General features: G+C 64.1%; 24 protein-coding genes. 7 read left to right on the top strand and 17 right to left on the bottom strand.

The genetic code is table 11. The annotated features are described in order from the left end of the window. Positions 1–223: 223 nt before the first annotated feature. The gene (tdh, locus tag X751_RS142990) at positions 224–1,258 is read right to left on the bottom strand and encodes an L-threonine 3-dehydrogenase (RefSeq protein ID WP_023745500.1); all 1,035 of its coding nucleotides are present in this window, start codon (positions 1,256–1,258) and stop codon (positions 224–226) included. 45 nt (positions 1,259–1,303) lie between these two features. Continuing rightward, positions 1,304–2,491, bottom strand: a complete 1,188-nt coding sequence (locus tag X751_RS142995) for a glycine C-acetyltransferase (protein WP_023745499.1) — start codon at positions 2,489–2,491, stop codon at positions 1,304–1,306. A gap of 310 nt (positions 2,492–2,801) precedes the next feature. Between X751_RS142995 and X751_RS143000 the strand changes: the two genes are divergently transcribed. Next, complete coding sequence (locus X751_RS143000) at positions 2,802–4,868, top strand: EAL domain-containing protein (protein WP_023745498.1); 2,067 nt, start codon at positions 2,802–2,804, stop codon at positions 4,866–4,868. 21 nt (positions 4,869–4,889) lie between these two features. Here X751_RS143000 and X751_RS143005 read toward each other — a convergent pair whose 3' ends face one another. Beyond that, positions 4,890–5,324 (bottom strand): MarR family winged helix-turn-helix transcriptional regulator, encoded by a 435-nt coding sequence (locus X751_RS143005; protein WP_023682928.1) that lies wholly within the window; start codon positions 5,322–5,324, stop codon positions 4,890–4,892. Positions 5,325–5,486: 162 nt separating this feature from the next. Here X751_RS143005 and X751_RS143010 point away from each other — a divergent pair, with 162 nt between their 5' ends. Further along, a complete protein-coding gene (locus X751_RS143010; RefSeq protein ID WP_023745497.1) occupies positions 5,487–5,894 on the top strand; it encodes a hypothetical protein in 408 nt (135 codons plus the stop codon). A gap of 220 nt (positions 5,895–6,114) precedes the next feature. On the opposite strand, the gene X751_RS143015 is transcribed toward X751_RS143010, so the two are convergent. Then, a complete protein-coding gene (locus X751_RS143015) occupies positions 6,115–8,160 on the bottom strand; it encodes an NADH:flavin oxidoreductase (protein WP_023835128.1) in 2,046 nt (681 codons plus the stop codon). Between the two features lie 140 nt (positions 8,161–8,300). On the opposite strand from X751_RS143015, the gene queF reads away from it, so the two are divergent. Continuing rightward, on the top strand, positions 8,301–8,762 hold the full coding sequence (gene queF / locus X751_RS143020) for a preQ(1) synthase (protein WP_023682931.1): 462 nt from the start codon (positions 8,301–8,303) through the stop codon (positions 8,760–8,762). Between the two features lie 219 nt (positions 8,763–8,981). Here queF and X751_RS143025 read toward each other — a convergent pair whose 3' ends face one another. From X751_RS143025 to X751_RS143040, 4 genes are all read right to left on the bottom strand, one after another. Then, positions 8,982–9,593, bottom strand: a complete 612-nt coding sequence (locus X751_RS143025; protein ID WP_031247168.1) for a hypothetical protein — start codon at positions 9,591–9,593, stop codon at positions 8,982–8,984. Positions 9,594–9,597: 4 nt separating this feature from the next. After that, positions 9,598–10,077, bottom strand: a complete 480-nt coding sequence (locus X751_RS143030; RefSeq protein ID WP_023745494.1) for a DUF3828 domain-containing protein — start codon at positions 10,075–10,077, stop codon at positions 9,598–9,600. Between the two features lie 93 nt (positions 10,078–10,170). Then, on the bottom strand, positions 10,171–11,820 hold the full coding sequence (locus X751_RS143035; protein ID WP_023698003.1) for an ABC transporter substrate-binding protein: 1,650 nt from the start codon (positions 11,818–11,820) through the stop codon (positions 10,171–10,173). A 61-nt stretch (positions 11,821–11,881) separates the two neighbouring features. Continuing rightward, positions 11,882–13,432 carry a trimethylamine methyltransferase family protein gene (locus X751_RS143040; RefSeq protein ID WP_023694427.1) on the bottom strand — a complete coding sequence of 517 codons (1,551 nt, stop codon included), beginning with the start codon at positions 13,430–13,432 and terminating at the stop codon, positions 11,882–11,884. Between the two features lie 89 nt (positions 13,433–13,521). On the opposite strand from X751_RS143040, the gene X751_RS143045 reads away from it, so the two are divergent. Next, entirely contained in the window at positions 13,522–14,424 is a 903-nt protein-coding gene (locus X751_RS143045; protein WP_023671586.1) for a LysR substrate-binding domain-containing protein, read from the top strand. Positions 14,425–14,698: 274 nt separating this feature from the next. Then, positions 14,699–16,552, top strand: a complete 1,854-nt coding sequence (gene mutL, locus X751_RS143050) for a DNA mismatch repair endonuclease MutL (protein ID WP_023745493.1) — start codon at positions 14,699–14,701, stop codon at positions 16,550–16,552. A 25-nt stretch (positions 16,553–16,577) separates the two neighbouring features. Here mutL and X751_RS0133835 read toward each other — a convergent pair whose 3' ends face one another. Beyond that, entirely contained in the window at positions 16,578–17,369 is a 792-nt protein-coding gene (locus tag X751_RS0133835; protein ID WP_156936402.1) for a hypothetical protein, read from the bottom strand. Between the two features lie 80 nt (positions 17,370–17,449). Continuing rightward, positions 17,450–18,343, bottom strand: coding sequence for a DMT family transporter (locus X751_RS143055; RefSeq protein ID WP_023724840.1), 894 nt, complete (start codon positions 18,341–18,343; stop codon positions 17,450–17,452). Between the two features lie 90 nt (positions 18,344–18,433). Here X751_RS143055 and X751_RS143060 point away from each other — a divergent pair, with 90 nt between their 5' ends. Beyond that, complete coding sequence (locus X751_RS143060; RefSeq protein ID WP_023724839.1) at positions 18,434–19,360, top strand: LysR family transcriptional regulator; 927 nt, start codon at positions 18,434–18,436, stop codon at positions 19,358–19,360. Positions 19,361–19,377: 17 nt separating this feature from the next. Here X751_RS143060 and X751_RS143065 read toward each other — a convergent pair whose 3' ends face one another. Further along, on the bottom strand, positions 19,378–19,983 hold the full coding sequence (locus tag X751_RS143065) for a hypothetical protein (protein ID WP_023745489.1): 606 nt from the start codon (positions 19,981–19,983) through the stop codon (positions 19,378–19,380). A gap of 113 nt (positions 19,984–20,096) precedes the next feature. Here X751_RS143065 and X751_RS143070 point away from each other — a divergent pair, with 113 nt between their 5' ends. Next, the gene (locus tag X751_RS143070; RefSeq protein WP_023694434.1) at positions 20,097–20,330 is read left to right on the top strand and encodes a DUF2093 domain-containing protein; all 234 of its coding nucleotides are present in this window, start codon (positions 20,097–20,099) and stop codon (positions 20,328–20,330) included. 229 nt (positions 20,331–20,559) lie between these two features. On the opposite strand, the gene lpxK is transcribed toward X751_RS143070, so the two are convergent. The 6 genes from lpxK to X751_RS143100 form a co-directional block, all read right to left on the bottom strand. Next, positions 20,560–21,588, bottom strand: coding sequence for a tetraacyldisaccharide 4'-kinase (gene lpxK / locus X751_RS143075; protein WP_031247167.1), 1,029 nt, complete (start codon positions 21,586–21,588; stop codon positions 20,560–20,562). Further along, positions 21,589–22,905 (bottom strand): lipid IV(A) 3-deoxy-D-manno-octulosonic acid transferase, encoded by a 1,317-nt coding sequence (gene waaA, locus X751_RS143080; protein WP_023671577.1) that lies wholly within the window; start codon positions 22,903–22,905, stop codon positions 21,589–21,591. Beyond that, positions 22,902–23,690, bottom strand: a complete 789-nt coding sequence (locus X751_RS143085) for a lysophospholipid acyltransferase family protein (RefSeq protein WP_023682942.1) — start codon at positions 23,688–23,690, stop codon at positions 22,902–22,904. Before X751_RS143085 ends, waaA begins: the two co-directional genes overlap by 4 nt. A gap of 5 nt (positions 23,691–23,695) precedes the next feature. Then, on the bottom strand, positions 23,696–23,941 hold the full coding sequence (locus tag X751_RS143090) for a DUF4170 domain-containing protein (RefSeq protein WP_023682943.1): 246 nt from the start codon (positions 23,939–23,941) through the stop codon (positions 23,696–23,698). Between the two features lie 68 nt (positions 23,942–24,009). Continuing rightward, positions 24,010–24,816 carry a 3'(2'),5'-bisphosphate nucleotidase CysQ gene (locus X751_RS143095; RefSeq protein ID WP_023745487.1) on the bottom strand — a complete coding sequence of 269 codons (807 nt, stop codon included), beginning with the start codon at positions 24,814–24,816 and terminating at the stop codon, positions 24,010–24,012. Further along, positions 24,803–26,146 (bottom strand): TldD/PmbA family protein, encoded by a 1,344-nt coding sequence (locus X751_RS143100; protein WP_031247166.1) that lies wholly within the window; start codon positions 26,144–26,146, stop codon positions 24,803–24,805. The genes X751_RS143095 and X751_RS143100 overlap by 14 nt, the downstream gene beginning before the upstream one ends. Between the last annotated feature and the right edge of the window lie 88 nt (positions 26,147–26,234).

Raw genomic sequence — 26,234 nt, 5'->3', positions numbered from 1 at the left:
AAGCGCGAGCGTCGCGATCCTTCACACCCCCCTCTGTCCTGCCGGACATCTCCCCCGCAAGGGGGGAGATCAGATGTCGCGAAGGCTTTCGCCAATCTCCAATGTTGCAGAGGTTGGCGAGGCGTCAAAGCTGCCAATCTCCCTCCTTGCGGGGGAGATGGCCGGCAGGCCAGAGGGGGGTGCTGTCCCGCCGGCTTCTCCAGCTAGAACGTGCCTCTGCGCCTCACCAATCCATCACCACCTTGCCCGAACTGCCGCTCCGCATCGCGTCAAACCCCGTCTGGAAATCGTCGATCCCAATGCGGTGCGTAATCAGACCCGACACATCCAGCGGCCCCTGCACCAGCGCAATCATCTTGTACCAGGTCTCGAACATCTCGCGGCCGTAGATGCCCTTGAGATGAAGCATCTTGAAGATGACCTTGTTCCAATCGATTTCGAAGCCGGTCGGCGCGATGCCGAGAATGGCGATCTTGCCGCCATTGTTCATCGTGTCGATCATGTCGCGGAAGGCGGGCGCGGCGCCCGACATTTCGAGGCCGACGTCAAAACCCTCGGTCATGCCGAGCGCCGGCATGACGTCGCGCAGCTTTTCCTTGGACGCATCGACGACATGCTGGACGCCGAGTTTTTTGGCCAGCGCCAGCCGCACCGGGATGATGTCGGTGATGACGACTTTTCGCGCACCCACGCATTGGGCAACGAGCGCGCCCATGATGCCGATCGGTCCGGCTCCGGTGACCAGCACGTCTTCGCCGACGAGATCGAAGGACAGGGCGGTGTGGACGGCATTGCCGAGCGGATCGAAGATCGCCGCGATCTCGTCGGGCACATCGTCGGGGATAGAGACGACATTGTGCTGCGGGATCGCCAGATACTCGCCGAAGGCGCCGGGACGGTTGACGCCGACGCCGAGCGTGTTGCGGCAGAGATGGCCCCTGCCCGCGCGGCAGTTACGGCAATGGCCGCAAACGATGTGGCCTTCGCCGGAGACGCGCTGGCCGACCTTGTATTCGGTGACCGCCGAGCCGAAATCGGCAACGGTGCCGACGAATTCATGGCCGGTCACCATCGGCACCGGCACGGTCTTTTGTGCCCACTGATCCCAATTGTAGATATGCACGTCGGTGCCGCAGATCGCGGTCTTCTTGACCTTGATCAGCACGTCGTTGGGGCCGATCTCCGGCACCGGCACCTCTTCCATCCAGATACCCGGCTCGGCCTTGGCCTTCACCAGCGCCTTCATCATGTTCGACATGCTTTTGTCCCTTGAATCCTTTGATCCGGAATCGCTTTTGGCGGCTCAGGAGATGACGCCCAGTTCCTTGCCGACTGCGGCGAATGCCGCCACGGCGCGGTCGATGTCGGCGGCGGAATGCGCCGCCGACATCTGCGTGCGGATGCGCGCCTGGCCTTTCGGCACCACCGGGAAGGAAAAGCCGATGACATAAATGCCGCGCTTCAGCATGCGCGCCGCCATTTCCTGCGCCAGGCTGGCATCGCCCAGCATCACCGGGATGATCGGGTGATCGGCGCCGGCCAATGTGAAGCCGAGCTTGCCCATCTCGGACCTGAACCGCGCCGCATTGGCATAGAGGCGCTCGCGTAGCGCATCGCCATTTCGGATCAGCTCGAAAACCTTGATCGAGGCGCCGGCGATCGCCGGCATCAGCGTGTTGGAGAAGAGATAAGGCCGCGAACGCTGGCGCAGCCAGTCGACGACCTGGCTTTTGCCGGAGGTGTAGCCGCCGGAGGCGCCGCCGAGCGCCTTGCCGAGCGTGCCGGTGATGATATCCACCCTGCCCTCGACGCCGCAATGCTCGGCCGAGCCGCGGCCGTTTTTGCCGACGAAGCCGACGGCATGGCTGTCGTCGACCATCACCATGGCGCCGTACTTTTCCGCGAGGTCGCAGACGCCTTTCAGATTGGCGATGATGCCGTCCATGGAGAACACGCCGTCGGTGGCGATCAGGCGGAAGCGGCAGTCTTTCGCCTCTTTCAGCCGCGCTTCGAGGTCGGCCATGTCGTTGTTGGCATAGCGGAAACGCTTGGCCTTCGACAGCCGCACGCCGTCGATGATCGAGGCATGGTTCAGCGCATCGGAGATGATCGCATCCTCCTCGCCGAGCAGCGTTTCGAACAGGCCGCCATTGGCGTCGAAGCAGGAGCCGTAGAGGATGGTGTCGTCCATGCCGAGGAATGATGAAATCGTTGATTCAAGCTGCTTGTGCTCTTCCTGCGTGCCGCAGATGAAGCGCACCGAGGCCATGCCGTAACCGTAGCGGTCCAGCGCGCCTTTGGCTGCATCGCGCAATTCTGAGCTGTCGGCGAGGCCGAGATAGTTGTTGGCGCAGAAATTCAGCACCTTGTCGCCGCCGACTTCGATCTCAGCCGACTGGGTCGAGGTGATCACCCGCTCGGATTTGTAGAGCCCGGCGGATTTCAGCCCTTGCAGTTCGTTGTCGATATGGGAGAGGAATGCCGCGCTCATGGATCAGGTCCTGTTGAGATTGGCGCGACTGTCGCGCTACGCGCACTAAAAATCCATCGCAAAAGCGACCGTTTCGGTGGCACGGCGGGCTCAACCCTGGCGCGACCCGATCGCATGGCCCGCGTGCTGGAGTAGCAGGCACGCGAATACGGCTATGCCGCGAAAGAACATGATAACCATCTCGGCAGCTTTCGTTTACTGCCGAAGCAACAGTTCCGCCGGCTTCCAGACCTGTTAACCCTTTCAAGGCAATGGTCTTCTCGCCACGAATCGGTGGCAGAATCAGTTCGACCGAGGGGTCACCTAGAATATGTCGCAGCAGCCGGCGCAAACCGTCTCGGGCAAACTCATCCTGCTGATCAAGAGCGGCTATTGGCTGGCGCTGCTGATCATCGCCGCCATGGTGATGGCCTCCTTCATCCTGCTGCAGCAGATGATGGCGGCGCAACAGCACAACCATACTCTGCTCGACATCGTCAGCACCCAGAAGGCGCTGTCGCAGCGCATCGTCTTTTTGACCAGCGCAACCGGCTCCGCCGCGCGTGACAAGCAGCCGGCCCTGGTTGCCGCGCTGAAACAGGCGACCGCCGAGTTCGAGACGAACTACGACCTGCTCCTCAAACAGACGGGAGCCGACCCGCTGTCGCCGGCATTGTCCGACCCAAGGTCGATCGAGAGCGTGCTCTACGGCAAGCCGTTCCACCTCGACTATTTCTCGGTCGGGCTGGTCGCCAATGGCGAAAGGCTGATCTCGTCCTTCGAATCCCAGCTCTCCGGCAATGCCGCCTACAAGGGCGGCGGCGAGCGCGTCAATCTCGATGCTTCCGTCGCCAATGCGACGCTGTCGGGTTATGCCGCGCTCGGCCAACGCATCGCCGCATTCGCCGACGAGCGGTCGGAAAAGCTCCTCGATCTCCACCGCACCTTGTTCTACGCCACCATCGGCGTCATCGTGCTGGTGGCGCTTTTCATCTTCCGGCCGATGTCGAAGGCGATCCTGCGCAAGACCCATGAGCTTGTCGATGCCCGCAACTCGATGGCCTTCATCGCCGTACATGACGGGCTGACCGGCCTGCACAACCGCACCTTCCTGACCGATCACTTCGAGACGCTGATCAAGGGCGCGCATCGCCGGCGTGAGAGGCTGGCGGTGATCCAGCTCGACCTCGACCGGTTCAAGCAGATCAACGACACACTCGGCCACGCCGCCGGCGACTATGTTCTGGTCGTCACCGCGCAGCGCATGCGCGATTCCTGCCGCGCGTCGGATCTGTGCGCGCGCCTTGGCGGCGACGAATTCGTGATGATCCTCAATGGCGCCGGCGGCCCCGAGGACATCAACATGCTGGCCCGGCGCATCCTGGAGGAGATCAACGAGCCGATTACCTTCCAGGGCACGACCATCCTTCCAGGGGCCAGCGCCGGCGTTGCCGTCTATCCCATCGACGCCGACAATGCCGAGGATCTGCTCGTCCACGCCGACCTCGCGCTCTATTCCGCCAAAAAGCTCGGCGGCGGCAGCTTCTCGTTCTTCTCCGAGGAACTCAGGCGCGAGCTAGACTACCGCAAGCAGCTCGAGCACGACATCAAGGTCGCGATTTCGGAGAACGCCTTCCAAGTCTATTTCCAGCCGCAGGTGTCGCTGAGCAACGGCGCCATCAGCGGCATCGAGGCGCTGGTGCGCTGGAAGCATGCCGAGCGCGGCATGATTGCGCCGGGCGAGTTCATTCCGGTCGCCGAAAAATGCGGCTTCATGCCCGAGATCGGCCGCATCGTCTTTACCAAGGCGATCGAGCAAGCAGCCGAATGGGATCGCGCCGGCATTGCCTTCGGCCGGCTCGCCGTGAACGTGTCCGGCACCGAGCTGCGCGAACCCGACTTCGACCGCTTCCTGTTCGCGACGCTGGAAAAGGCCGGCCTTGCTCCGCAGAAACTGTCGCTGGAAATCGTCGAATCCGTCATTCTCGACGACGAGAAGACGGGCATCGCGGCGAAGCTGCGCCACATCCGCGCTGCCGGCGTCCATCTTGAGCTCGACGATTTCGGCACCGGCTATGCCTCGCTCAGCCACGTCAATCCCAACGAGATCGACCGGCTGAAGATCGACCGCCGCTTCGTCCAGAACATCAACGAGAATGGCGACAACACCAAGATCGTGCGCGCCATCACCGAGCTGGCGCGCGGTCTCGGCATTTCGATCGTCGCCGAGGGCGCGGAAACCGAAGCCGAGCTCGATTCGCTGATGGCAATCGGCTGCGACCAGGTGCAGGGCTATTCCATCGCCTTCCCGATGCCGCAGGACAAAGCGCGCGAATGGCTGCTGGCGCGCAGCCCGAAGAAAGCCAAGCTGAAGGTGCTTCAGGGCAATTTAGCCTAGACTATTGCCCACCGGTGCCGGTCATTTGGCCGGCGCGACATTCGCCCGCAATGCCGCCAGCACCTCGGCGAACTCCGCCAGCCTGTCGTCCGGCAATCCCGCGCGCAGCCGCTTGTCGAAGATGAGAGCCGCCGCCCGCAGCTTCAGGAACATCGTTTCGCCCGCCTGCGTCAGCTCGACCAGATGAACCCGGCGGTTGTCCGGATCGCGGCGGCGCGTCAGCAAGCCTTGCGCCTCCATGGCGTTGAGATGGTGGGTGAGCGTGGCGCCCTGGATGCCGATCATGCCGGCAAGTTCGCGCTGGTTGGCAAGCTCGCTCGACTTGACCGAAAGCAAGGTCAGCCACACCGGCAGCGTGCCGCCGGCCTCGACCAAAGCGGCGTCAAAGGCCTGCGCCACCAGCTTGGAGGTGCGCGCGAGATTCATGCCGATTGGCGGACGGTCAAAGGGAGTCATGCGCCGACAGTAGAACAAGGCGCCGAGCGATGGAACGCGGCATTATACATTGACATCGAACCATTTGATACCTAACTATCATGCGTGTCGATCTACCGAGTTCGTATTATCCCGCATTCGACAGGGATCCGAGGACGGGCGGCGGGCAAGGAGGAAGCGGTCATGCAATATGTCTACATCGTCGTTATCGGCCTTCACGTCATGGCCGGTGTGTTCTGGGCCGGCACCACCATCACGCTTGCCCGCGACCCCGAGATCAGGGCGGAGCGCTTTATTGGACCGCAAATGGGCTCGGCCGGTATGGTGTTCGTGACCGGCGCCCTGCTCTGGTATTTCTTCCACGGCGCCTATTTCGGCTCGATGGAAATGGTGCTGGCGCTGGGCATCCTGGCCGCCTTCGCCGCTGCCGGCGTTCTCAGCGTCGTCGTCCGCAAGACCAGCCGGCAGCTTGCCGGCGCGGACGCCGCAACGGAAGCGGCGCTGCGCACCAAAATGGCCCGCGGCGAGCGCATCGCCGCCTGGCTTCTGGTACTCACCGTACTTTGCATGGCGACGGCCAGGATGATTTGAGCCCTGCCGCGCGTTGCCTCCCGGTTGAAAAGCATTCCGCATGGTGCGTCGCCTGGCTCTCGGCTGGTGGCGTACGCGGCGCGCAGTTCGGACGGATGTGCAAGGTGGCTCTCCGCACAGAGGTTTGGCTGCGCGCCACCCATCACTTTGATCGATCGAGTTGCGCCCGCCGGAAGGGTGAGATCGAGCTTTGGAACAAGCCGTAGGCCGGCTTGTAGGCTCAAACCCGCAAGCCGAACCTGATGCCGTCATAGATGGCGGCATGGATGTTGCGCGAGGCGACTGCATCGCCGATGCGCAACAGCACGAAGCCGCCTTCGGGATTGCGTGAAGGAAAAATATCGCCGCCGCCGACCAGCCGCTCATAGTCGACCGCGCCACCATTCTTCGACAGCGGTTTCAGCTGGAGATAGAGATCGTCGAGCGGCGCCGTGCCGTGCTCGACCACCACCTGGTCGACCCGCCTCTCGCCGCGCCAGCCGTCGGCAAAGTCGGAGGCGAGTTCGGCGACCAGCTGGTTGCCCTCGCGCCGTACCGAGCGCAGCCTGGTGTTGATGGTGATGGTGACGCCCTTCTCCTGGAAGGCGCGCATATAGGGCACGTGGTTCATGCCGCCCATTTCGGGGGCGAAGAAGCGCTCCGGCGAAACCAGCTCCAGCTTCGAACCGGCATTGGCGATCAGCTCCGCCGCGCCCATGCCCTGATGGCCGCCATTGTCGTCGAAGAGCAGCACGTTCTCCGCCGGCTTGACGCTGCCGGCCATGATGTCCCAGCTCGACGTGACGAGATTGTCGCCTGATGTCAGCGGCGGGTTCTGCGGCAGGCCGCCGGTGGCGATCACCACCACATCGGGCGACAGCGCCAGCACATCGTCCTGCTCGGCCCATGTATCGTAGCGGATCCCGACGCCGAGCCGGTCGAGTTCGGCCAGCCGCCAGTCGATGATGCCGATCAGTTCCTTGCGGCGCGGGTTCTGCGTCGCCAGCCGGACCTGGCCGCCGGCCTGACCGGAGGCTTCAAGCACCGTGACATGATGGCCACGTTCGGCCATGACGCGAGCTGCCTCGAGCCCGCCAGCGCCAGCGCCAACGACGACGACGTTCCGCCTGGGCCCTTCGGTCTTCAGGATGATATGCGGAATCTCGGCCTCGCGGCCGGTCGCGGCATTGTGGACGCACAGCGCCTCGCCGCCTTCATAGATACGATCGAGGCAATAGGTGGCGCCGACGCAAGGCCGGATCTCGTGCTCGCGGCCTTCCATGACCTTCTTGATGATGTGCGGGTCGGCGATATGGGCGCGGGTCATGCCGACCATGTCGAGCTTGCCGGTCGCGATGGCGTGGCGCGCCGTGGCGACATCGGAAATCCGCGCCGCATGGAAGGTCGGAAATTTCGTTGCCGCCCTCACCTCGCCGGCGAAATCGAGATGCGGGGAAGAGCGCATGCCGGTCACCGGGATAACCTTGGTGAGCGCCGCGTCGCTTTCGATCGAGCCGCGGATGATGTTCAGGAAATCGACCTTGCCGGAATTCGCGAGCCGTCTGGCGATCTCGACGCCCTCGGCCTTCGACAGGCCTTTGTCAAAATCCTCATCGGCGACCATACGGATGCCGACGATGAACTTTTCACCGACGGCAGCCCGCACGGCATCCAGCACCATGTCGGTGAAGCGCAGCCGGTTGTCGAGCGAACCCCCGAACTCGTCGTCGCGATGGTTTGTGGCCGGCGACCAGAAGCCGTCCATCAGATGGCCGTAGGATTCGAACTCGATGCCGTCGAGGCCGGCCGCCTGGCAGCGCTGCGCAGCGGACGCATAGTCGGCGACGATGCGCTCGATGTCCCAGTCCTCGATAGTTTTCGGGAACGCGCGGTGCGCCGGCTCACGCACCGGCGAGGCCGACAGCACCGGCAGCCAGTCTGCCTTGTTCCAGCCGGTGCGGCGACCAAGATGGGTGATCTGGATCATCACCTTGCAGTCATGCTCGTGGCAGGCGTCCGCCAGTTCGGCCAGCCACGGCACGATGCGGTCGTCATAGACATGCAGATTGCCAAAGGCGGCCGGGCTGTCGCGCGAGACGATCGCCGAGCCCGCCGTCATGGTCAGCGCCATGCCGCCCTTGGCCTTTTCGGCATGGTAGAGCCGGTAGCGCTGTTTCGGCATGCCGTCCTCTGAATAGGCCGGCTCGTGGCTGGTCGACATCACCCTGTTCTTCAGCGTCAGGTGTTTGAGCTGGTAAGGCTGGAGAAGCGGGTCGTTGCTGGTCATCATCTTCCTGCCATTCCAGTTTGTGTCGGAGCAGCGCGCGCTGCTCCAGTTCTTGTCTTGAGCATCGAATTTATCCGAAAATCGCTGCACACTTTTTGATCCGATGCTAATGAGCGCGGAAAATCCCCAGGAAAACCACGATGATCGATACCAAAACCCTCACCCAGCTCGGCGCCCACGTCGAGACGCCACAGAGCCCGGAGACCGCGGTCCTGGAGACCGTGCCGTTCCAGCGCGGCGACGGACCGCCGGCGATCGTGCGCTTCACCTGCCCGGAATTCACCTCGCTCTGCCCGGTAACCGGACAGCCGGATTTCGCTCATATCGTCATCGACTACGCACCCGATGCCACGCTCGTGGAATCGAAGTCGCTCAAACTGTTCATGACCTCGTTTCGCAACCATGGCGCTTTCCATGAAGACTGCACGGTGATGATCGGCCGCCGCATTGTGGCGGCAACGAAGCCGCTGTGGTTGCGCATAGGCGGCTATTGGTATCCGCGCGGCGGCATTCCGATCGATGTCTTCTGGCAGACCGGCGCTCCGCCCGAAGGCGCCTGGTTGCCCGACACCGGCGTTGCCCCCTATCGCGGAAGGGGCTGAAGCTATTTTGCGGACCTTTAGCGGGACAGCGCCCCCCTCTGTCCTGCCGGACATCTCCCGCACACGGGGGGAGATTGGCCGCCACATAGGCTTTCGCTAATCTCAAATCTTGCGAAGCGGGCGAGACGCTGGAACTGCTGATCTCCCCACCCGTGGGGGAGATGTCCGGCAGGACAGAGGGGGGCGCGAAGGATCGCAGGCGCTGACCCTCAATCAACATTATTCGCACTGATACTGGCTGAGCGCCCATTCACCGGTCACCGAAAGCAGATCGGATATCTTCCAGTCGCCGTCGACTTTCCTGAATTTCCATTCAAGGCGATGCGGGTTGCCGGCGACGACGAAGGCGACAATGACCTTGGCCTGGTCGCCATTGATCGCTTCGAGCGTCTTCAGGCTCTTATCGATCTCGGCCTTGTCATAGGCGCCATTGTCGAGCGCCATGTTGGGGTCGAGGCATTCGCCCTGCCCGGATTTGCGCAACGCGTCGCTCTTGTCGAGTACGGTCTTGGCCGGGTCGACGAAGTTTTTGCGCTGGGTCGGATCGAGCTCCAGTCCCACCTGATCGTAAAATGGCCGCACCACCGCCGTCGGGGATCCCGGCAGAATGGGTGCGGCCCGTGCGGCGTCGGCCGGCGGCCACCCAACCGGCGGTGTCGCCGGTTCCACCGCTGTCCCGGGTGGATTTGCGGGCGGTGCTGCGCCGGCCGGTGCCGCCACGGCCGGCGCATTGGCTGGCGGCGGGCCCAACAGGCCTTGTGCTGCGGCTGCGCTCATACCCACCGCCAGCACGCACATGGGCGACAGCACCAGGGCAAGACGCCGGAGCACGGGATCACTCCGGCGCTTTGTCGGGCATGCATTCCAGCGCGCTTAGCGTCCAGTTGCTGGTCTTGGAGGTGATGTCGGCGACCTTCCATTTGCCGTCGATTTGCTTCAGCGACCACAGCATTTCGCGTTTAGAATCATCGCCTTCCGCAAAAAGGCTGAAGGTGGCGGTGACTTCGGCCGTATCGCCATTGACGGTCTCGGCCAGCTTCAATGTCTTGGCAATCGACTTCTGGTCGAAATCCTGGGCGTCGAGGCCGGGATCGAAGTCGAGGCAGGCGACTTCGTCGGGCTTGTTCTTCGTTGCCTGGTCGTTGAGATCGAACAGCTTGGTCACCGGCTCGGTGAAGCGGTCGCGGTACTTTGCATCTCCCTCGAATTTCACCTGGGGCACATAAAAGAACTTCACGGCGTTGGAAGCCGGCCCGGCCAGCACCGTCGCTGGCAAGGCAATCGAAAAGACAGCGGCAAGCACTATCGGTTTCATGCAGGATCTCCGGAAGTTTGGCGGCAAGGCGGCAATACCAGACATCCTGCATATCGGCTTTTTTGCGGCTCATGAAGCCCCGGCTGCACCGTCTCAGCCATCCAGCCAGACGTTCTGCAGGTCCATCTCGAAGGTCTGGTGGACGCCGTAGTTTTTCACCTTCTTGTTCATGTGGCTGTAGAGCTTCTGCCAGAAGGGTTGAATGATGACGCCGGAATCCTGCAGGATCTGCTCGACATCCTTCATCACCTCACGCCGCTTCTCCACGTCGATCAGCGACAGCGCCTGCTTCAGCTTGGCGTCGAAGTCCGGGTTGGAATAGGCCGATTCATTCCAGGCCTCGCCGGTGCGATAACCAAGCGCCAGGACCTGGACGCCAAGCGGGCGCATGTACCAGATGGTCATCGAATAGGGATATTTCGTCCAGTCGTTCCAGAAGGTCGAGCCCGGCAGCACCGTGCGCTTGACCTTGATGCCGGCGTCGCGCAGTTGGCCGGCAATCGCGTCGCCGGTGTTCTTCTGCCAATCGTCCTCGACGGTGATCAGCTCGTGCTCGAAATCGGCCTGCCCAGCGTCGGCCATCAGTTTCTTGGCGCCGGCCGCGTCGCGCGTCTTCTTGGGCAGCGCGAAATATTCAGGATGGATAGGGCTGACATGGTGGTTTTCACCGACCGTCCCTCGCCCGGCATAGCCGAGTTCCAGCACCGCATTGTTGTCGACCGCCATCTGCAGCGCGTTGCGCACCCGCTGGTCGTCGTAGGGCTTGTGGGTAACGTTCGTGCGGGCAACCAGCGTGGTTGCCGTCGCAACCTCGGACTTCTCCAGCCCCATCTTATCCAGGATGTCGATGAAGTCGGCCGGCGTCTCGAAATTGAGGTCTATCTCGCCGGATTCGAAGGCGTTGATCGAAGCGTTGAAGTCGGTGCCGTAGTCGATGAACTCGACGCTGTCGAGCGGCGCTTCACCACCCCACCACTTGCCGTTTTCACGACGCTTGACCACCGCCTTCTGGCCGACATCGTAGGAGACCAGTTCGAACGGGCCCGTGCCGATCGGCTTCTTGACCGGGTCGGCGCCTTCGGCGTCGAAATTGCGGTGGACGACGAGCGCGGGATAATCGGTGAGGTTCGGGATCAGCGAAATGTCGGGCGCGCTGAGCGTCAGCTTGACCGTATTGTCGTCGACCTTGGCGATCGCGCCTTCCCTGGCCTTGCCCGACTTTTCGTCGATCAGCCCGCCGACGCGAGCGGCCATGGAGTTGCCGGCGACCTTCTTCTCGCACCAGCGGGTAACATTGAAGACCACGTCATCGGCGTTGAAAGCATCGCCATTGTTCCAGGTGATGCCCTTGCGCACATGCAACGTGTATTCCGTGGCGTCGTCATTGATGTCCCAGCTTTCGAGCAGCACTGGCTCGAAGGTGAATTCCCTGGTGTAGCGGACCAGCGGCTCCAGCCAGCAGCGCGAGATGTTGGCGAGTTCCACCCAGTCATAGGTGCGCGGATCTTTTTGGGCCTTGACCGACATCGATATGTGCAGCGTGCCGCCCTTCTTCGGCTCCTCGGCAAAAGCCTGTCCCGGCGCGGCAAGGCCGATCATGCCGTAGGCCAGCGCCGTCGATGCGCCGAACGCACTTGCCAATGCAAGAAACTCGCGCCGGTCCATACGGCCAGCACGCGTCTCTTGCGCCATCGCCTCGATGGCCGTTGGCACGCGATCGCCATTGCTTTTGAAAACTGTCATGTCTCTCTCCCTTGCGGTTCCCATCGGGTCTTCGCCCGTTATCAACTCATTCGTCGTTCTCTTAGCTAACGCTGTCGGGCAGCCTCTCTTCGCGCTGCGCGATAAAGTCCCTGAGGCCCTCGGCAATGCCCTCATCGAGTTTCGGCTCTTCATAGTCGGCCAGCATGTTGCGGGCTTTCTCGCGGCCGCGCGTGTCGTGGTCCTTCGCCCCTCCAGCCTTCCATTGTTCGTAGGAGTTGAAATCCATGATGGTGGGCATGAAGAATGCCGACTCGTAATGATCGAGCGTGTGCTGGGTGCCGAGGAAATGGCCCTGCGGCCCGACTTCGCGGATCGCCGCCATGGCCTCCTTGAAATCGTCGAACGGCAGGCCGCCGGCATATTTATACCAGCCGACAAGCTGCTCGCAGTCGGTGGCGAATTTCGAATAGCCGCAGGTCAGCCCGGCCTCCAACCAGCCGGCGGAGTGCCAGATATAATTGGCGCCGGCGAGGATGGCGGCATGCATCAGCATGTTGGATTCATAGCCGGCCTGGGCGTCGTTGAGCTTGGAGCCGACATGGAAGCCGGAGGTTCGCCAGGGCAGTTTGTATTTCCGCGCCAGCGCGCCCATCAGATACATCATCTGGGCGGCTTCCGGCGTGCCGCCCATCGGCGCGCCGGTCTTCATGTCGACCGTCACCATGAACTGGCCGTAGATTTGCGGCGAACCCGGGCGCAGCAGTTGGGTGAAAGCGACGCCGGCCAGTGCTTCGGCATTGACCTGCGCCACCGCGCCGACGGCCGAGGCCGAAGTCGATGCGCCGCACAGCGCAAAGGGAGCCAGGATCAGCGGCTGATTGCTGCGCGCATAGACCTTCATCGCGTCCAGCATGGTGGCGTCCCACACCAGCGGCGAGTTGCAGTTGGTAATCGACACCAGCACCGGGTTGTCGCGAACGAAATCTTCGCCAAAGACGATGCCCGCCATCGCCATCGTGTCTTCGGCGCGGTCTTTGGAAGTAACGATGCCCATGAACGGCTTGTCGGAATGCTTCAGCGCCGAATGGATGATGTGGAGATGCCGTTTCGGCACCGCGATCTCCATCGGCTCGCAGATGATCGAACTCGACGAATGCAGCGCCGGGGCCATGTAGGCGAGCTTGTGGAAATTGTTGAGGTCTTCAAGCGTGCCATAACGCCGGTTGTTGTCGAGGTCGCGCACGTAAGGCGCGCCATACATCGGCGCGAAGATGGAGTTCTTGCCGCCGACGCGCACGGTGCGCTCGGGATTACGCGCATTGAGGGTGAATTCGGACGGAACCTTCGCGACCAGTTCCATCAGCAGGCCGCGGTCGATGCGGACGCGTGTCTCGGACACGTCGGCGCCCGCCGCCTTCCACATGGCGATCGCCTCGTCGTCGCGGAACTCGCAACCGACCTCTTCGAGGATGGCGAGTGACTCCTGGTGGATCAGTTCCACCGCCTCGTCCGGGACCATCTGGTAGGTGGGGATCTCGCGGACCAGCGTCGGGAACGAGGTGACGGGGGCGCTCCTCAGCGCCTTGCGTCCGAGGCGACCGCCGCCGCGGCGGTGGGTTTGCTCGGTCAGTTCAGTGGCCGGTGCGTTCATGGAGCCTCCTCATTCCGTCCAACCAAGTTAGCGAGAGGAAATATGGATGTGATGCTGGAAAATCCTGATCTCTTGTATAAGCTCAGCTTATGCGTAGCCTGCGCCACCTCCTGCCCTCGGCCGGCAGCCTGATCGTCTTCGAGGCGGCGGGCCGGCTGTCGAGCTTCACCGCTGCCGGGCGCGAGCTCGGCATGACGCAGGCCGCCGTCTCTTATGCGGTGCGCGGGTTGGAGGAACAGCTTAGCGCGCAGCTGTTCCAGCGCCGCCACCGCCAGGTCGTCCTGACAGAAGCGGGCGAACGCTTCCATGCCGACGTCTCGCTCGGTCTGTCGCATATCCGCAAATCGGCCGAGGATCTGCGCCTGCAGGCGAGCGGCGGCCATGTCACGCTGGCGGCGTCGACCGCCTTCGGCTCGTTCTGGATGATGCCGCGCCTGCAGCAGTTCCGCGATGAACTGCCGGGCATCGACTTGCGCATCCAGACCGCCGACCGTGATCTCGACATCATCGCCGAGGGCATCCCGCTCGCCGTTCGCGGCGGCGAACCGCGCGACTGGGCCGATTATCATTCGCTGCCGCTGGCCGACGAGGAGATTTTTCCGGTGGTTGGCGCCAGCTATCTCGCGAAATTCGGCATGCCAAGGAGCGTCGCGGAGCTGGCGACGCATCGCCTGATCCACCTCGAGGAGCCCTACCGCGAGGCGGCTAGCTGGGACGAATGGTTCCAGTCTGCGGGCGGCAGGCTCGACAACACCGCGCGCGGCCTGCGCATCAACGATTACGGCCTCGTGATCCAGGGCGTCATGGAGGGCCAGGGCATCGCGCTCGGCTGGCGGCATCTGGCCGAACGGCTCCTGGCGTCGGGGCTGCTGGTGCCGGTGACCGACCATGTGCTGAGAACCGGCAAGGCGTTCTATGTGGTTTGGCCGAAGAACCGGGAGTTGAGCGAGAATGCGCGGAAAGTCAGGGACTGGCTGGCGGCGCAGGCTTGAAATCGGTTGCAGCGTAGTCACTATCGCGGAGTTCCTTCACACCCCCCTCTGTCCTGCCGGACATCTCCCCCGCAAGGGGGGAGATTGGCAGTTCATATGTCGCGTCACCCTTCAAGCATTGGAGATTGGCGAAAGCCGTCGTGACATCTGATCTCCCTCCTTGCGGGGGAGATGGCCGGCAGGCCAGAGGGGGGTGCTGTCCCGCTGGCGTCTCCAATGTCCGGCATTCATTGAAGCCTTCCGCACACCCTTCGAATCCGCCTATAATACCCCCATGCCCATTCGCCAGCTTTCCGAAACGATGATCAACCAGATCGCCGCCGGCGAAGTCATCGAGCGTCCGGCGAGCGTGGTGAAGGAACTGGTCGAAAACGCGCTCGACGCCGGCGCCTCCCGCGTCGAGGTCGTCACTGCCGGCGGCGGGCTGAACCTGATCCGCGTCACCGATGACGGCTCCGGTATCCCCGAACAGGAACTGGCGCTGGCCATTGCGCGCCACTGCACCTCGAAACTTGCCGACAACATTCATGATATCCGCTCGCTCGGCTTCCGTGGCGAGGCGCTGCCGTCGATCGGTTCGGTGGCGCGGCTGTCGATCCGTTCGCGCACGACCGCAGGCGACGCTGCCGCCGAGATCGCCATCGAAGGCGGCCGCGTTTCGGCGGTCAAACCGGCGGCGGCCAATCGCGGCACAACGGTCGAGGTGCGCGACCTGTTCTTTGCCACGCCGGCGCGGCTCAAATTCATGAAGGGCGAGCGGGCCGAAAGCTCGGCCACCAGCGACGTGGTCAAGCGCATCGCCATCGCCTTCCCCGCCGTGCGCTTCACGCTGGCCGGCTCGGACCGCTCGACGCTGGAATTGCCGGCGACCGATGACAGTACCGAGGGCAGCCTGCGCCGCGTCGCCCAGGTGATGGGCGCCGAGTTTCCCGACAATTCCATCGCTATCGACGCCAGCCGGGACGGCGTGCACCTGACCGGCCACGTCTCGATCCCGTCCTTCACCCGCGCCAACGCGCTGCAGCAATATGCCTATGTCAACGGCCGTCCGGTGCGCGACAAGCTGATTGCCGGCGCCATTCGCGGCGCTTTCGCCGATGTGCTGCCGCGCGACCGGCACGCGGTGACCGTGCTGTTCCTGACGCTCGATCCGGCGACCGTCGACGTCAACGTCCACCCGGCCAAGGCCGATGTGCGCTTTCGCGACCCCGGCCTGGTGCGCGGGCTGATCGTCGGCGCCATTCGCGAGGCGCTGGCCAATGCCGGCATCCGCGCCGCCACCAGCGGGGCCGCCGGGATGGTGGCGGCGTTCCGGCCGGGAGCCGCCTCCTACGCCCATGCGGGTCCTGCCAACGGTCATCGCAGTTATGACGCGGCCTACCGGGCCTCGGGCTTTTCGGGCTTTGACCGCTCGCCACAGCGGCCGCTGGATATGGGATTTGACGGCGCCGGCTTCCGCGAAAACGACCAGGCTGCATTCGACGCCGGTCCGCTCGCCAGCGCCGATGCGCGTGCCGGCTTAGCCGAGCCGGCCGAGACGCTGCTCGGCACCGCGCTGGGCGCCGCCCGCGCGCAGGTCCACGAGAACTACATCGTCGCCCAGACCAGGGATTCGCTTGTCATCGTCGACCAGCACGCGGCGCATGAGCGGCTGGTCTACGAGGCGCTGAAGAATGCCCTGCACTCGCGCGCGGTGCCCTCGCAGATGCTGCTTCTGCCGGAGATCGTCGACCTGCCGGAGGAGGACGCCGAGCGGCTGGCCATGCATTCCGAAACGCTGGCCCGGTTCGGCCTCGGCATCGAGCGTTTCGGCCCCGGTGCGGTGGCGGTGCGTGAGACGCCGTCCATGCTCGGCGAAACCAATGTCCAGCAATTGGTGCGCGACCTTGCCGATGAGATCGCCGACAACGATACCGTCGAGACGCTGAAAGAGCGGCTGGACAAGATCGCCGCCACCATGGCCTGCCATGGCTCGGTGCGCTCCGGCCGGCTGCTCAAACCCGAGGAGATGAACGCACTGCTGCGACAGATGGAGGCGACTCCCGGCTCCGGCACCTGCAACCACGGCCGCCCGACCTATATCGAACTCAAGCTCGCCGATATCGAGCGGTTGTTCGGAAGGCGGTGAGCACAAGCCAGGTCAGGCCACACGCTCAATTCACCAACAGGCGATAATCCTTGAACCTATGAGAGAAAACGTAATCCCTTGAGTAACCGGCGCCACCGCCGCGAAAATTCACGGAGATTATCTCGAAGCTTCTCCCAACCTGTTTTTGAACATTCATGTAGATGGGAGTCATCAGCATGCCGGCATCACAATCGTCGTCATCGAAAGCGATCTCCTGAACGACCTTCTTTTTCTTCTTATCGATGACCCGCAGCTTATTCATGCAGACGAGAAAGCCCGCTTTCTCGTAGACCCCGGCAAATCTGTGGGTGGCTGTCTGCGCCCAGAAGGGAATCTCGACGGTGCCGTCAACCTTCGCCTCACCGGTATCGTCGAGGCTTGCGACCTTCTTCAGCGTGATCGGGAACTTGTCCGAGCCCTTGCTCCAAGTCCCTGTTGCGCCGCTTTCGCCAAGGTCGAGAGAAAACGGACATCCGGCGGTGCCAACGGGCGTTTTCGATCCCATGACCAGCACCCGGTCGAACTCCCTGTCGTCCGCAATCTCGCAAAGGAAGACGCTGGTGCCACTGATCTTGCCGTACACCGCTATCGGGCTTTGCTTCGCGTCGTGGAAATAGCTCCCCTCGACCGTAATCCCGCTGCCGAAACTGTCATATCTCTGCAGCGATAGGTGGACGGGGTTAGGTCCGATGGAGCCTTCGTAGTTTTCGACCTGATACCAGCCCGCGGCGGCTTTCCCGGTCAGCAGCAAAACGCAAAAAAATTGCCGATATGAACAGTCTTGCCATTCCGTCCCCCAGTGAAGGCAGCGTACCATAGCTGTCCTTCCTCTGGGTGTCTGCATTCTGATGGAAGCGGTTCCCGGTTTGAGTCCGAAAACAGCTCAAATCATTTGTTTTAACGCTTTAAATTCACCACGATCACGCCGCCCAGCGCCAGTGCGCCGCCGAGGATACCAAGTAGCGTCGGCACTTCGCCCAGCCAGAAGAAGCCGATCAGGGCCGACATGGGCGAGACCAGATAGAGGAAGTTCGACGCGCGCGCTGCCGGGAGGCGCGACAGTGCGGTTGCCCATGCGGCATAGGCGATCAGGCTGGGCACGATGCCAAGAAAGATCACGGCGCCGATACCGGCCGTGTTGGCGGCCGCGGCCTGCGCAAAGCCGCTTGGCAGAAAGGGTGCCAGGCAAAGCGCGCCAAGGATCATGTTGGAGGCCGAAATGGTCAGCGGGTGATGGCGGGCAAAGAGCGGCTTCTGGACGATCGTGTTGACGGCCGAGCACAGCGCGGAGCCAAGAACCAGCAGCGCGCCGGTGTCGAAACTCAAGCCATTGCCGTCGGCCACGGCGATGATGCCGATGCCGGCGAAAGAAATCGCCGTGCCGAACCAGGCCCAGCTTGAGAAGCGCTCGCCCAGCAATGCCATTGCCATGATGGCGGTGAAGACCGGACTGACATTGATGATGAAACCGGCGGCACCCGCCGACACGGTCAGTTCGCCGAAATTGAGCATGACAGTGTAGAGCGCGACGAAGATGGCGCCGCCAAAGACCAGGCGCCACACTTCGTCGAGCCTCGGCAGCGCCGGGCGCTTGACGGCAAGAAAGATCGCCGCCGGCACCGCGGCAATGGCAAAGCGCAGCGCACCGAGTTCCAGCGGCCCGAAAGCGGCGAGGCCGGCACGGATCGCCGGAAAGGCCGAGGCCCAGCCGACCACCGTCAACGCCACGGCGATGGCCGCCGTGGTGTCCATCCGCTGTGTCGGATTCGACGTGCTAGTCGTTGCGCTCATCTGCCTGTCCTCGGGTTCCCAGAGTTGAAAGGCAGAAAGCGCCTTTTCGGCGCCGTTGACAAACGATCAAATCGAGGATCACCTGTGACTATGGATCACAGCTCAGACACAATGGTGCCGCTCGAGACCCTGCGCGCCTTCGATGCGGCGGCGCGAACGGGGAGCTTTTCGGCCGCGGCCGAGAAGCTCAACATCACCCACGGCGCCGTCAGCCGGCAGATCGCCAAGCTGGAGGACTGGCTGGGCTTGAAAGTGTTCGACCGCGGCGCGCGCGGCGTCTCGCTGACCATCGAGGGCAACCGCCTGCATCTGCGCACGGCGGAAGCCTTTGCGCTGATCTCCAGCCATTCCGACCGCTGGGTCGAGCCGCGCGGCACCGCCGTGGTGCGGCTGACCTCGATACCCTCCGTCAGCGGGCTGTGGCTGATGCCACGCATGGCGGCGCTGGAGAACAATCCCACCAAGCTGCGCATCGTCCTCGACGTCGACATCCGCCAGGCCGACCTTGCCGATGAAGGCATCGACCTGTCGGTCCGCTGCGGCCGCGGCGGCATTCCGGGCCGCATCTCGGTGAAGCTGTTCGAGGAACATGTCTTTCCCGTCGCCGCGCCCGGCCTTGCCCGCGAGATCGGCCGCGGCGACCCGGCCCGGCTGCTGAGGTTTCCACTGATCAACGATTCCGACGCCTCCGGCTGGCGTGCCTGGTTTGCCGCGCAAGGGATGGACTACCGCCCGCGCCCGCAGGATCGCCGCTTCGAGGACTACAATCTCGTGCTCGACGCCGCAGCTTACGGGCTCGGCATCGCGCTGGCGCGGCCACCGCTGACCGGACACCAGTTGGAGGCAGGCCGCATCGTCGCCGTCGACGAGCGCAGGGCGCTGAACCCGGTGTCGTACTGGCTCGACCGGCCGCTGGGGCGGCCACGCACGGCTGCCGCCGAACTTTCACGCCGTATCGCTGTCGAGGCGGGGCTGGCGATGGACAAGATGGAAGCATTCCTCGAAGCCGAGCGATAGCGGCGATCGTTCGGTGCTCAGCCAAGCACCAGCAAGGCGAGCCCGACAATGGCAACGGCCAGAAACCCGGCAGCCAGCGCCATCAGGCCGACACGCATCTGCTGCCGGCCTTCGGGCTGGACCGTGTCATTCGACCCAGACATCGCCTGCCCCCGCTTCGCCGCCGCGTCGGTGGCGGAGGCGCGGCGCGGCGGCGAAACCCCCGGTGCGAGAAGCGCAAACCAGGGCAGTCCTGCCGGCTTTGCGGCAGCGCCATCATCGGCCCTGGCCGGCGGCACCGGCAGACCGCGCTGTGCATCGTCGTTGGCTGGCGTCGCCTTGCCTGTCGCAGCCGTTGTCGGCCCGAAATCGTCGGGCGCCGCGTCACCCGGTTCGGCAAGGGCCAGATAGGCCTGCAGGATCTCGGCTGAACCCGTCTGCTGCCCCTTTGCGGTGGCTGCGGACAACAGCGCCTGCAGCGCCGGCGCCGCTGCCGGCTGCAAAGGCGCACCGGATGGCGTCGGCGGCTGCACCAGCGCCTTTATAAGTGCTGCTTTCGCCGGATCGGCCTTCGCCGACGGCACCGCTGCCAATATCATGGCCTCGCGCAGCAGCGCAGTCAGGCGGGCGGATGAAATGTCCATGCCGGTCCCATAAGAATGGTTTGGAGCCGACAATAGCGCCTCAGCATTGCGTCAAGCTTGACCTTGCCGGCAATTTATGGCGATGAAATCAGCATGAACTCTGGCACCACCCCATGATGAACCGCTTCGAAGGCCCTGGCGGCAAGGAAGCCCGGATCCGCTATCTCGACGGCGACTTCCAGGTCACCAGCCCCGGCGCATTCGTGCGCTGCGCTGTGACCGGCGAGAGCATTCCGCTGGACGAGCTCAAATATTGGAGCGTCGCCAGGCAGGAGCCCTATGTCAGCGCCGCCGCCTCGCTGCGCCGCGAGATCGAGATGCATCCGGACCTGCGCAGCCGGGGTTAAAGGCGCGCACAGAGCCGTTGGTCGCGTTCCTTCACACCCCCCTCTGTCCTGCCGGACATCTCCCCCGCAACGGGGGAGATTGGATGATCATCTTTGCTTTCGCCAAATCACCAGCGTTGCAGAATGAGCGCCATTGGCAAAGCTGCTGATCTCCCTCCTTGCGGGGGAGATGGCCGGCAGGCCAGAGGGGGGTGCTGTCCGCCAGCATCTCCGCGTGACGCTGCACGCCCTACCCTCGCAGCTTGCGCTGTCTCCAGGCATCCAGCGTCTCGTCGATGATGCGCTCCGGCACAGTGTCGAGTTCGAACGTGGCGTCGATCTCCAGCACGGCGAGTTCAGCGAGGAAATCGGCCGGGGCAGCGCCGTGGCGCAGCCGGGCGGCGTCCTTGGCGGTGGTGACGAGGCCCAGTCCATCGCGGCGCGCGGTTGCCGCCAGTTCCGCGAGTTCATCAGGGGCATAGAAGTGATGGTCCGGAAACGACCGGCTCAGCGCCACTTCCGCACCGGTGCCGCGCAGCGTGTCGAAGAATTTTTCGGGGTGGCCGATGCCGGCAAAGGCGAGGAACCGCCGGCCGGCGAACCGCTCCTTGGCCGCGGGCTCGGCATGCGCCTCGAAGATCGGCCGGCCGGCGCGCGCCGCTTGGCGCACGACCTGGTCGGCGGCAGCGCCCTCGCCCATCTTCAACAGCCCGTCGGTGAACACCAACTGATCGACGATGTTGGCTCTCAGCGGACCGCCCGGAATGACCCGGCCGTTGCCGATGCCGTAACGGGCGTCGACGACGACCAGCGCATAATCGATATGGATGCGTGCGCTCTGAAAACCGTCATCCATGATCAGGAAATCGCAGCCATGGGCTTCCATGAGCAGCTTGGCGCCGGCAGCGCGGTTGGGGCTCACCGCAACCGGCGCGTGCTCGGCCAAAAGCAGCGGCTCGTCGCCGACATGCTTTGCAGCGTCGTGACTGGCATCGACGACATGCGCCTGCGCGAACGAGCCGCCATGGCCGCGCGACAGGAATCCGGGATTGAGCTGCATGCGCCGGGCCTGCTTGGCCAGCGCGATGGCGATCGGCGTCTTGCCGCTGCCGCCGACGGTGAAGTTGCCGACGCAAAGCACTGGCGCGTCGATCTTTTCACGTATCGCCCGATGCATATGGCGGCCGGCGACCATGCCATAGACCGCTGATAGCGGCGACAGCGCAAAGACCCGCCAGTCCGGCGCTTCCCACCAGAAAGGTGGTGCTTCCGACGCCACCTATCGCCCGTCGGCGCCCTTCAGGCGCGACTTGACGATCAATGGCTGGATATAAGGCTCGAGCGACTTCAGCGTGTGCGCCAGCGCACCGCGCATCTGGTCGACTGTGGCGGCACCGGCCGCCATCATCTCATGGCGCGCAACTTCATTGCTCAGCAGGAAATTGACGGCGCCGGCCAGCATGTCGCGGTCGCGCACCAGCTTGGCGCCGCCACTGTCGAGCAGGCGCTGATAGGCCTCGCGAAAATTCTGGACGTTGCGGCCGGCCAGCACAGCGGTGTCGAGCATGGCCGGCTCCAGCGGATTCTGGCCGCCTTCCGAGGTCAGCGAGCGGCCGACAAAGGCGATTTCCGTCAGCCGGAGATAAAGCCCCATCTCGCCGATCGTATCGCCAAGGAGGATATCGGTGTCGGCGGTGATCCGGTCGCCCTTGCTGCGCCGCGCCAGCTTCAGGCCCATGCCGGAAATCTGTGCGGCCAGCGCTTCGGCGCGGTCGGGATGGCGCGGGACGATAATCGTCAGCAGGCCATGGTGGCGCTTGTAGAGCGTGGCGTGGACTTCCGCCGCGACCACCTCCTCGCCGTCATGGGTCGAAATTGCCGCCCAGGTCGGGCGGCCGGCGATCTGGCGCTTCAGCGTCGCCAGCGCCCGTTCGTCGACCGGCGGCGGCAAGGTGTCGACCTTGAGGTTGCCGGACACGGTGACCGGCCGGGCGCCAAGCGCGCGAAACCGTTCGCCGTCGACATCCGACTGGGCAACGACATGTGCAAGGTTCTCGAACAGCGCCTCGGCGATGTTGGCGCGCTTCTTCCAGGATTTGAACGAACGGTCGGAGAGCCGGCCGTTGACCAGCACCTGCGGCACGTGGCGGGCGCCGAGCTCGAGGATCGTCATCGGCCATATCTCGGATTCGGCGATGATAGCCAGGTCCGGCCGCCAGTGATCGAGAAAGCGGCTGACGGCCGGCTTGAGGTCGAGCGGAACATATTGGTGGATGATGCGGTCGCCCAGCCGTTCGTCGGCAACCTGCGCCGAGGTCACTGTTCCCGTCGTCAGCACGATGTTGACACCGTAGTCGAGGATGCTTTGCACCAGCGGCACGACCGCAAGGGTCTCGCCGACGCTTGCCGCATGGATCCAGATCACCGGCCCTTCGGGGCGCGGCCGCCCGGCAACGCCGTAGCGCTCACGGCTGCGGCTGCGGTCTTCCTTGCCCTGCGATGTGCGCCAGGCGACATAGGGACCCATCAGCGGATAGGCGGCTGCACCGGCAAGGCGGTAGGCCGCCAGGAAGGCGCGCGCCCAGCCGACGCTCATGGCCTGCCGTCCACGAGCCGATAGGCCTCGGCGGTTGCGGCATTGAGCGCGGCCGTGACTTCCTGGCGCTTGCGCTCCATTTCGGCCTCGTCGGCATTGGCCGGCACGAAAACCGGCGTTCCGATGACGATCGAGGAGCGGCCGAACGGCAGGTTGATGGTGGTCTTGTCCCAGCTCCTTTCCAGCACCTTGCGGCGGCTGGTGGCGATGGCGGCAGGCATGATCGGCCGGCCGGAAAGGCGTGCCAGCAGAACGATACCAAGCCCCGCGTCGCGCGGCGTGCCGTGGGGAATGTCGGCGATCATGGCGACGTTCTTGCCGGCGACGAGTGACTTTTTCAGGGCGATGAGCGCCTTGGCGCCGCCCTTGTCGAGATGCTTCGTGCTTTCACGCCCGCCGGAGCCGCGCACCGCCTCGATGCCGAATTTTTCGATCATCAGCGCGTTGAGTTCGGCGTCGGCGCTGCGCGAGACCATGGCGACCAGCGGCCGTCCCTTGGGATAATAGGCTGGGGTCAGCAGATGCTGGCCATGCCAGAGCGCGATGATGCCGGGTTCGAATTCGGCGTAGTCGCCGCCTGAAAATTTAGCCGAGCCTTCGACCACGCGGTTGGTCAGGCGCACCAGGCGGACGAACTGGGCGAGCAGGCTGACGATCATGCTCTTGACGATTCGCGACTGCGCCAACGGCTCGCGGATCTTGCGCCAGAATGTCTTCGAACTGCCGCCGCGTCTTCTTCGGACCGCGGCGCCGGTGGGCTGCCCTTTCACCGCTTCATGCTCCATCGCTGTCAACCGGCGGCCTTGCTTTCAGGGTCGAGCAGCCGGTGCAGATGGACGACGAAATAGCGCATATGGGCATTGTCCACGCTGGCTTGCGCCTTGGCCTTCCACGCGGTGTGCGCGGTTTGATAGTCCGGATAAACGCCAACGATGTCGAGCGCGTCGAGATCGCGGAACTCGGTGCCTCCCAGCTTCTTCAGCTCGCCGCCGAACACCAGGTGCAAAAGCTGTTTCTTTCCGTCTTCCGCGGCCATTTCGGTCCTTCACATATTGTGAGTTTGCGACAGGTCTAGCCCAAAGCTGCCGACTTTGGAACCTTCGATCACGCTTCCGTATCGGCAATGACGCCGGCAAGCACGGTCAGCAACTGCCCGCTGCCGGCGACCAGCGCGCCGTGACGGATGATCTCCCCGGCATAAAGCGGCGCGCGGCCATGGCCGTCGAGCACGGCGCCGCCAGCCTCGCGCAAGATGAGATCGGCGGCGGCGATATCCCAGTCATGCGCGTTGGGCTTGACGAAGGTTGCGTCGAGCGTGCCGTTGGCGACCATCGCCAGCCGGTAGGCGAGCGAGGGGATGTGCGCCGCCCGCCGCACCCGGCCCTGCCATTGCGGCGGCATCAGGTCGATCAACTGCTTCAGCCCGCCGATCTCGACCGTCTTACCCAGGCCGCGCACGGCAATCGGCTTGCCGTTGCAGAAAGCTCCATGGCCAGGCAACGCCCAATAGGTTTCGCCCTTGGCCGGACATTCGAGCACACCGGTGAGCGTGCGGCCGTTCTCGACCACCGCGACGCTGACGCACCACGAGCGCAGACCTTCGAGGAAGCCGCGGGTGCCGTCTATGGGGTCGACGACAAAGGTGCGCCGCGCCAGAAGCCGCGCCGGATCGTCAGTCGTTTCCTCTGATAGCCAGCCATAGTCCGGCCGCGCCGCAAGCAGGGTCTCGCGCAGATAGGCGTCCGCCGCGTGGTCGGCTTCGCTGACCGGCGAGGTGCCGCCCTTCATCCACACTTGCGGGTTCTTGCCGAAATAGCGCATGGCGATCGCGCCCGCCTCGCGGGCGGCGTCGCGCAGCAGATCGAGGTCGTCCGAGGCCCCGGCCGATATGACCGGGTCACGCTCCGGCAAGGGTCATTCCTTCGATCAGCAGCGTCGGTGCGGCGGTGCCGAAATCGCGGTCAAGATCGCTCGCCGGCACCATGTTGAGGAACATCGTCTTCAAATTGGAGGCGATGGTCACCTCGGCCACCGGATAGGCAAGCTCACCATTGTCGATCCAGAAGCCGGATGCGCCACGGCTGTATTCGCCCGTCACCATGTCGACGCCCTGGCCGAACACTTCGGCGACATAAAAGCCGGATTTCAGCGACCTGATCAGGTCTTCCGGCGTCCTGTCGCCCGGCTCGATGGCGAGATTGGTCGAAGACGGCGATACCGACGAGCCGCTGCGCGCGCCGCGTCCGTTGGTGGTCAGCCCCAATTCCCGCGCGGCGGACGTCGACAGGAACCAGTGCTTCAGCACGCCGTTCTCGACCATCAACAGCTTTTCGCCCTCGACGCCTTCGCCGTCGAACGGGCGCGAGGCCTGGCCGCGACGCCGTAGCGGCTCGTCGGTGACGGTGATGGCAGCCGACGCAACCTGCTTGCCCATCATCTCGCGCAAGAAACTGGTCTTGCGCGCCACCGAAGCGCCGTTGATGGCGCCGGCGAGATGGCCGGCAATGCCGCGCGCGACGCGCGGATCGAACACAACGTTGACCGGACCGGTCGCCGCCTTGCGGGCGCCGAGGCGGCGCACGGCGCGCTCGCCGGCCTTGCGGCCGATCAGCTCCGGCGCGTCGAGATCGGAAAAATGCTGGTTCGAGGAGTATTCGTAGTCGCGCTCCATGCCGGTGCCTTCGCCCGCAATAACGCTGGCCGAACGCGAAAAGCGCGATGCGACATAGTGGCCGACGAAGCCGTTCGACGTGGCCAGCACCAGCCCGCCAAGACCGGCGCTGGCGCCGCTGCCGGCCGAATTGGTGACGCCCTTGACTGCAAGGGCCGCTTCCTCGGCGGCAAGGGCCGCTTCCTTCAACTGATCGGCCGAAACCTCGGTGGCGTCGAACAGATCGAGGTCGCGCACCTTGCCGACCAGCAAAGCCGGATCGGCGAGACCCTGATAGGGGTCCTCGGGCGAGACTTTGGCCATGGCCACGGCGCGCTCAGCCAGCGCCTTGGGGTCCGATGCCGCCGTCGCCGAGACGCTCGCCACCCGGTTGCCGACGAAGACGCGCAGCGAGACATCGTCGCCCTCGGACGCTTCGGTGTTCTCGACCTTTCCCAGCCGCACCGACACGCCGATCGAGCGGCCGCGCACGGCAACCGCGTCGGCGGCGTCGGCGCCGGCCCGCTTGGCAGCCTCGACCAGTGCCGCGACGCGGTCGGTCAATTTCGCTGCCTCTGATGTATCGGTCATGCGCGTGGTCCTGGCTGAAGCCGCGCCGGGCGGTAGCGGCTGCTGCACCATCTATTGTCCCAATGCGGCTTGTGCAATGGCGCACGGG

Source organism: Mesorhizobium sp. LNJC394B00 (assembly GCF_000502555.1).
Taxonomy (GTDB): domain Bacteria; phylum Pseudomonadota; class Alphaproteobacteria; order Rhizobiales; family Rhizobiaceae; genus Mesorhizobium.
This window is presented reverse-complemented; position numbering and strand designations above follow the sequence as displayed.

Coding starts and splice junctions, on each gene's coding strand:
- tdh (WP_023745500.1), bottom strand. CDS start 1,258: ATGTCGAACATGATGAAGGCGCTGGTGAAGGCCAAGGCCGAGCCGGGT.
- X751_RS142995 (WP_023745499.1), bottom strand. CDS start 2,491: ATGAGCGCGGCATTCCTCTCCCATATCGACAACGAACTGCAAGGGCTG.
- X751_RS143000 (WP_023745498.1), top strand. CDS start 2,802: ATGTCGCAGCAGCCGGCGCAAACCGTCTCGGGCAAACTCATCCTGCTG.
- X751_RS143005 (WP_023682928.1), bottom strand. CDS start 5,324: ATGACTCCCTTTGACCGTCCGCCAATCGGCATGAATCTCGCGCGCACC.
- X751_RS143010 (WP_023745497.1), top strand. CDS start 5,487: ATGCAATATGTCTACATCGTCGTTATCGGCCTTCACGTCATGGCCGGT.
- X751_RS143015 (WP_023835128.1), bottom strand. CDS start 8,160: ATGACCAGCAACGACCCGCTTCTCCAGCCTTACCAGCTCAAACACCTG.
- queF (WP_023682931.1), top strand. CDS start 8,301: ATGATCGATACCAAAACCCTCACCCAGCTCGGCGCCCACGTCGAGACG.
- X751_RS143030 (WP_023745494.1), bottom strand. CDS start 10,077: ATGAAACCGATAGTGCTTGCCGCTGTCTTTTCGATTGCCTTGCCAGCG.
- X751_RS143035 (WP_023698003.1), bottom strand. CDS start 11,820: ATGACAGTTTTCAAAAGCAATGGCGATCGCGTGCCAACGGCCATCGAG.
- X751_RS143040 (WP_023694427.1), bottom strand. CDS start 13,432: ATGAACGCACCGGCCACTGAACTGACCGAGCAAACCCACCGCCGCGGC.
- X751_RS143045 (WP_023671586.1), top strand. CDS start 13,522: ATGCGTAGCCTGCGCCACCTCCTGCCCTCGGCCGGCAGCCTGATCGTC.
- mutL (WP_023745493.1), top strand. CDS start 14,699: ATGCCCATTCGCCAGCTTTCCGAAACGATGATCAACCAGATCGCCGCC.
- X751_RS0133835 (WP_156936402.1), bottom strand. CDS start 17,369: ATGGTACGCTGCCTTCACTGGGGGACGGAATGGCAAGACTGTTCATAT.
- X751_RS143055 (WP_023724840.1), bottom strand. CDS start 18,343: ATGAGCGCAACGACTAGCACGTCGAATCCGACACAGCGGATGGACACC.
- X751_RS143060 (WP_023724839.1), top strand. CDS start 18,434: ATGGATCACAGCTCAGACACAATGGTGCCGCTCGAGACCCTGCGCGCC.
- X751_RS143065 (WP_023745489.1), bottom strand. CDS start 19,983: ATGGACATTTCATCCGCCCGCCTGACTGCGCTGCTGCGCGAGGCCATG.
- X751_RS143070 (WP_023694434.1), top strand. CDS start 20,097: ATGATGAACCGCTTCGAAGGCCCTGGCGGCAAGGAAGCCCGGATCCGC.
- waaA (WP_023671577.1), bottom strand. CDS start 22,905: ATGAGCGTCGGCTGGGCGCGCGCCTTCCTGGCGGCCTACCGCCTTGCC.
- X751_RS143085 (WP_023682942.1), bottom strand. CDS start 23,690: ATGGAGCATGAAGCGGTGAAAGGGCAGCCCACCGGCGCCGCGGTCCGA.
- X751_RS143090 (WP_023682943.1), bottom strand. CDS start 23,941: ATGGCCGCGGAAGACGGAAAGAAACAGCTTTTGCACCTGGTGTTCGGC.
- X751_RS143100 (WP_031247166.1), bottom strand. CDS start 26,146: ATGACCGATACATCAGAGGCAGCGAAATTGACCGACCGCGTCGCGGCA.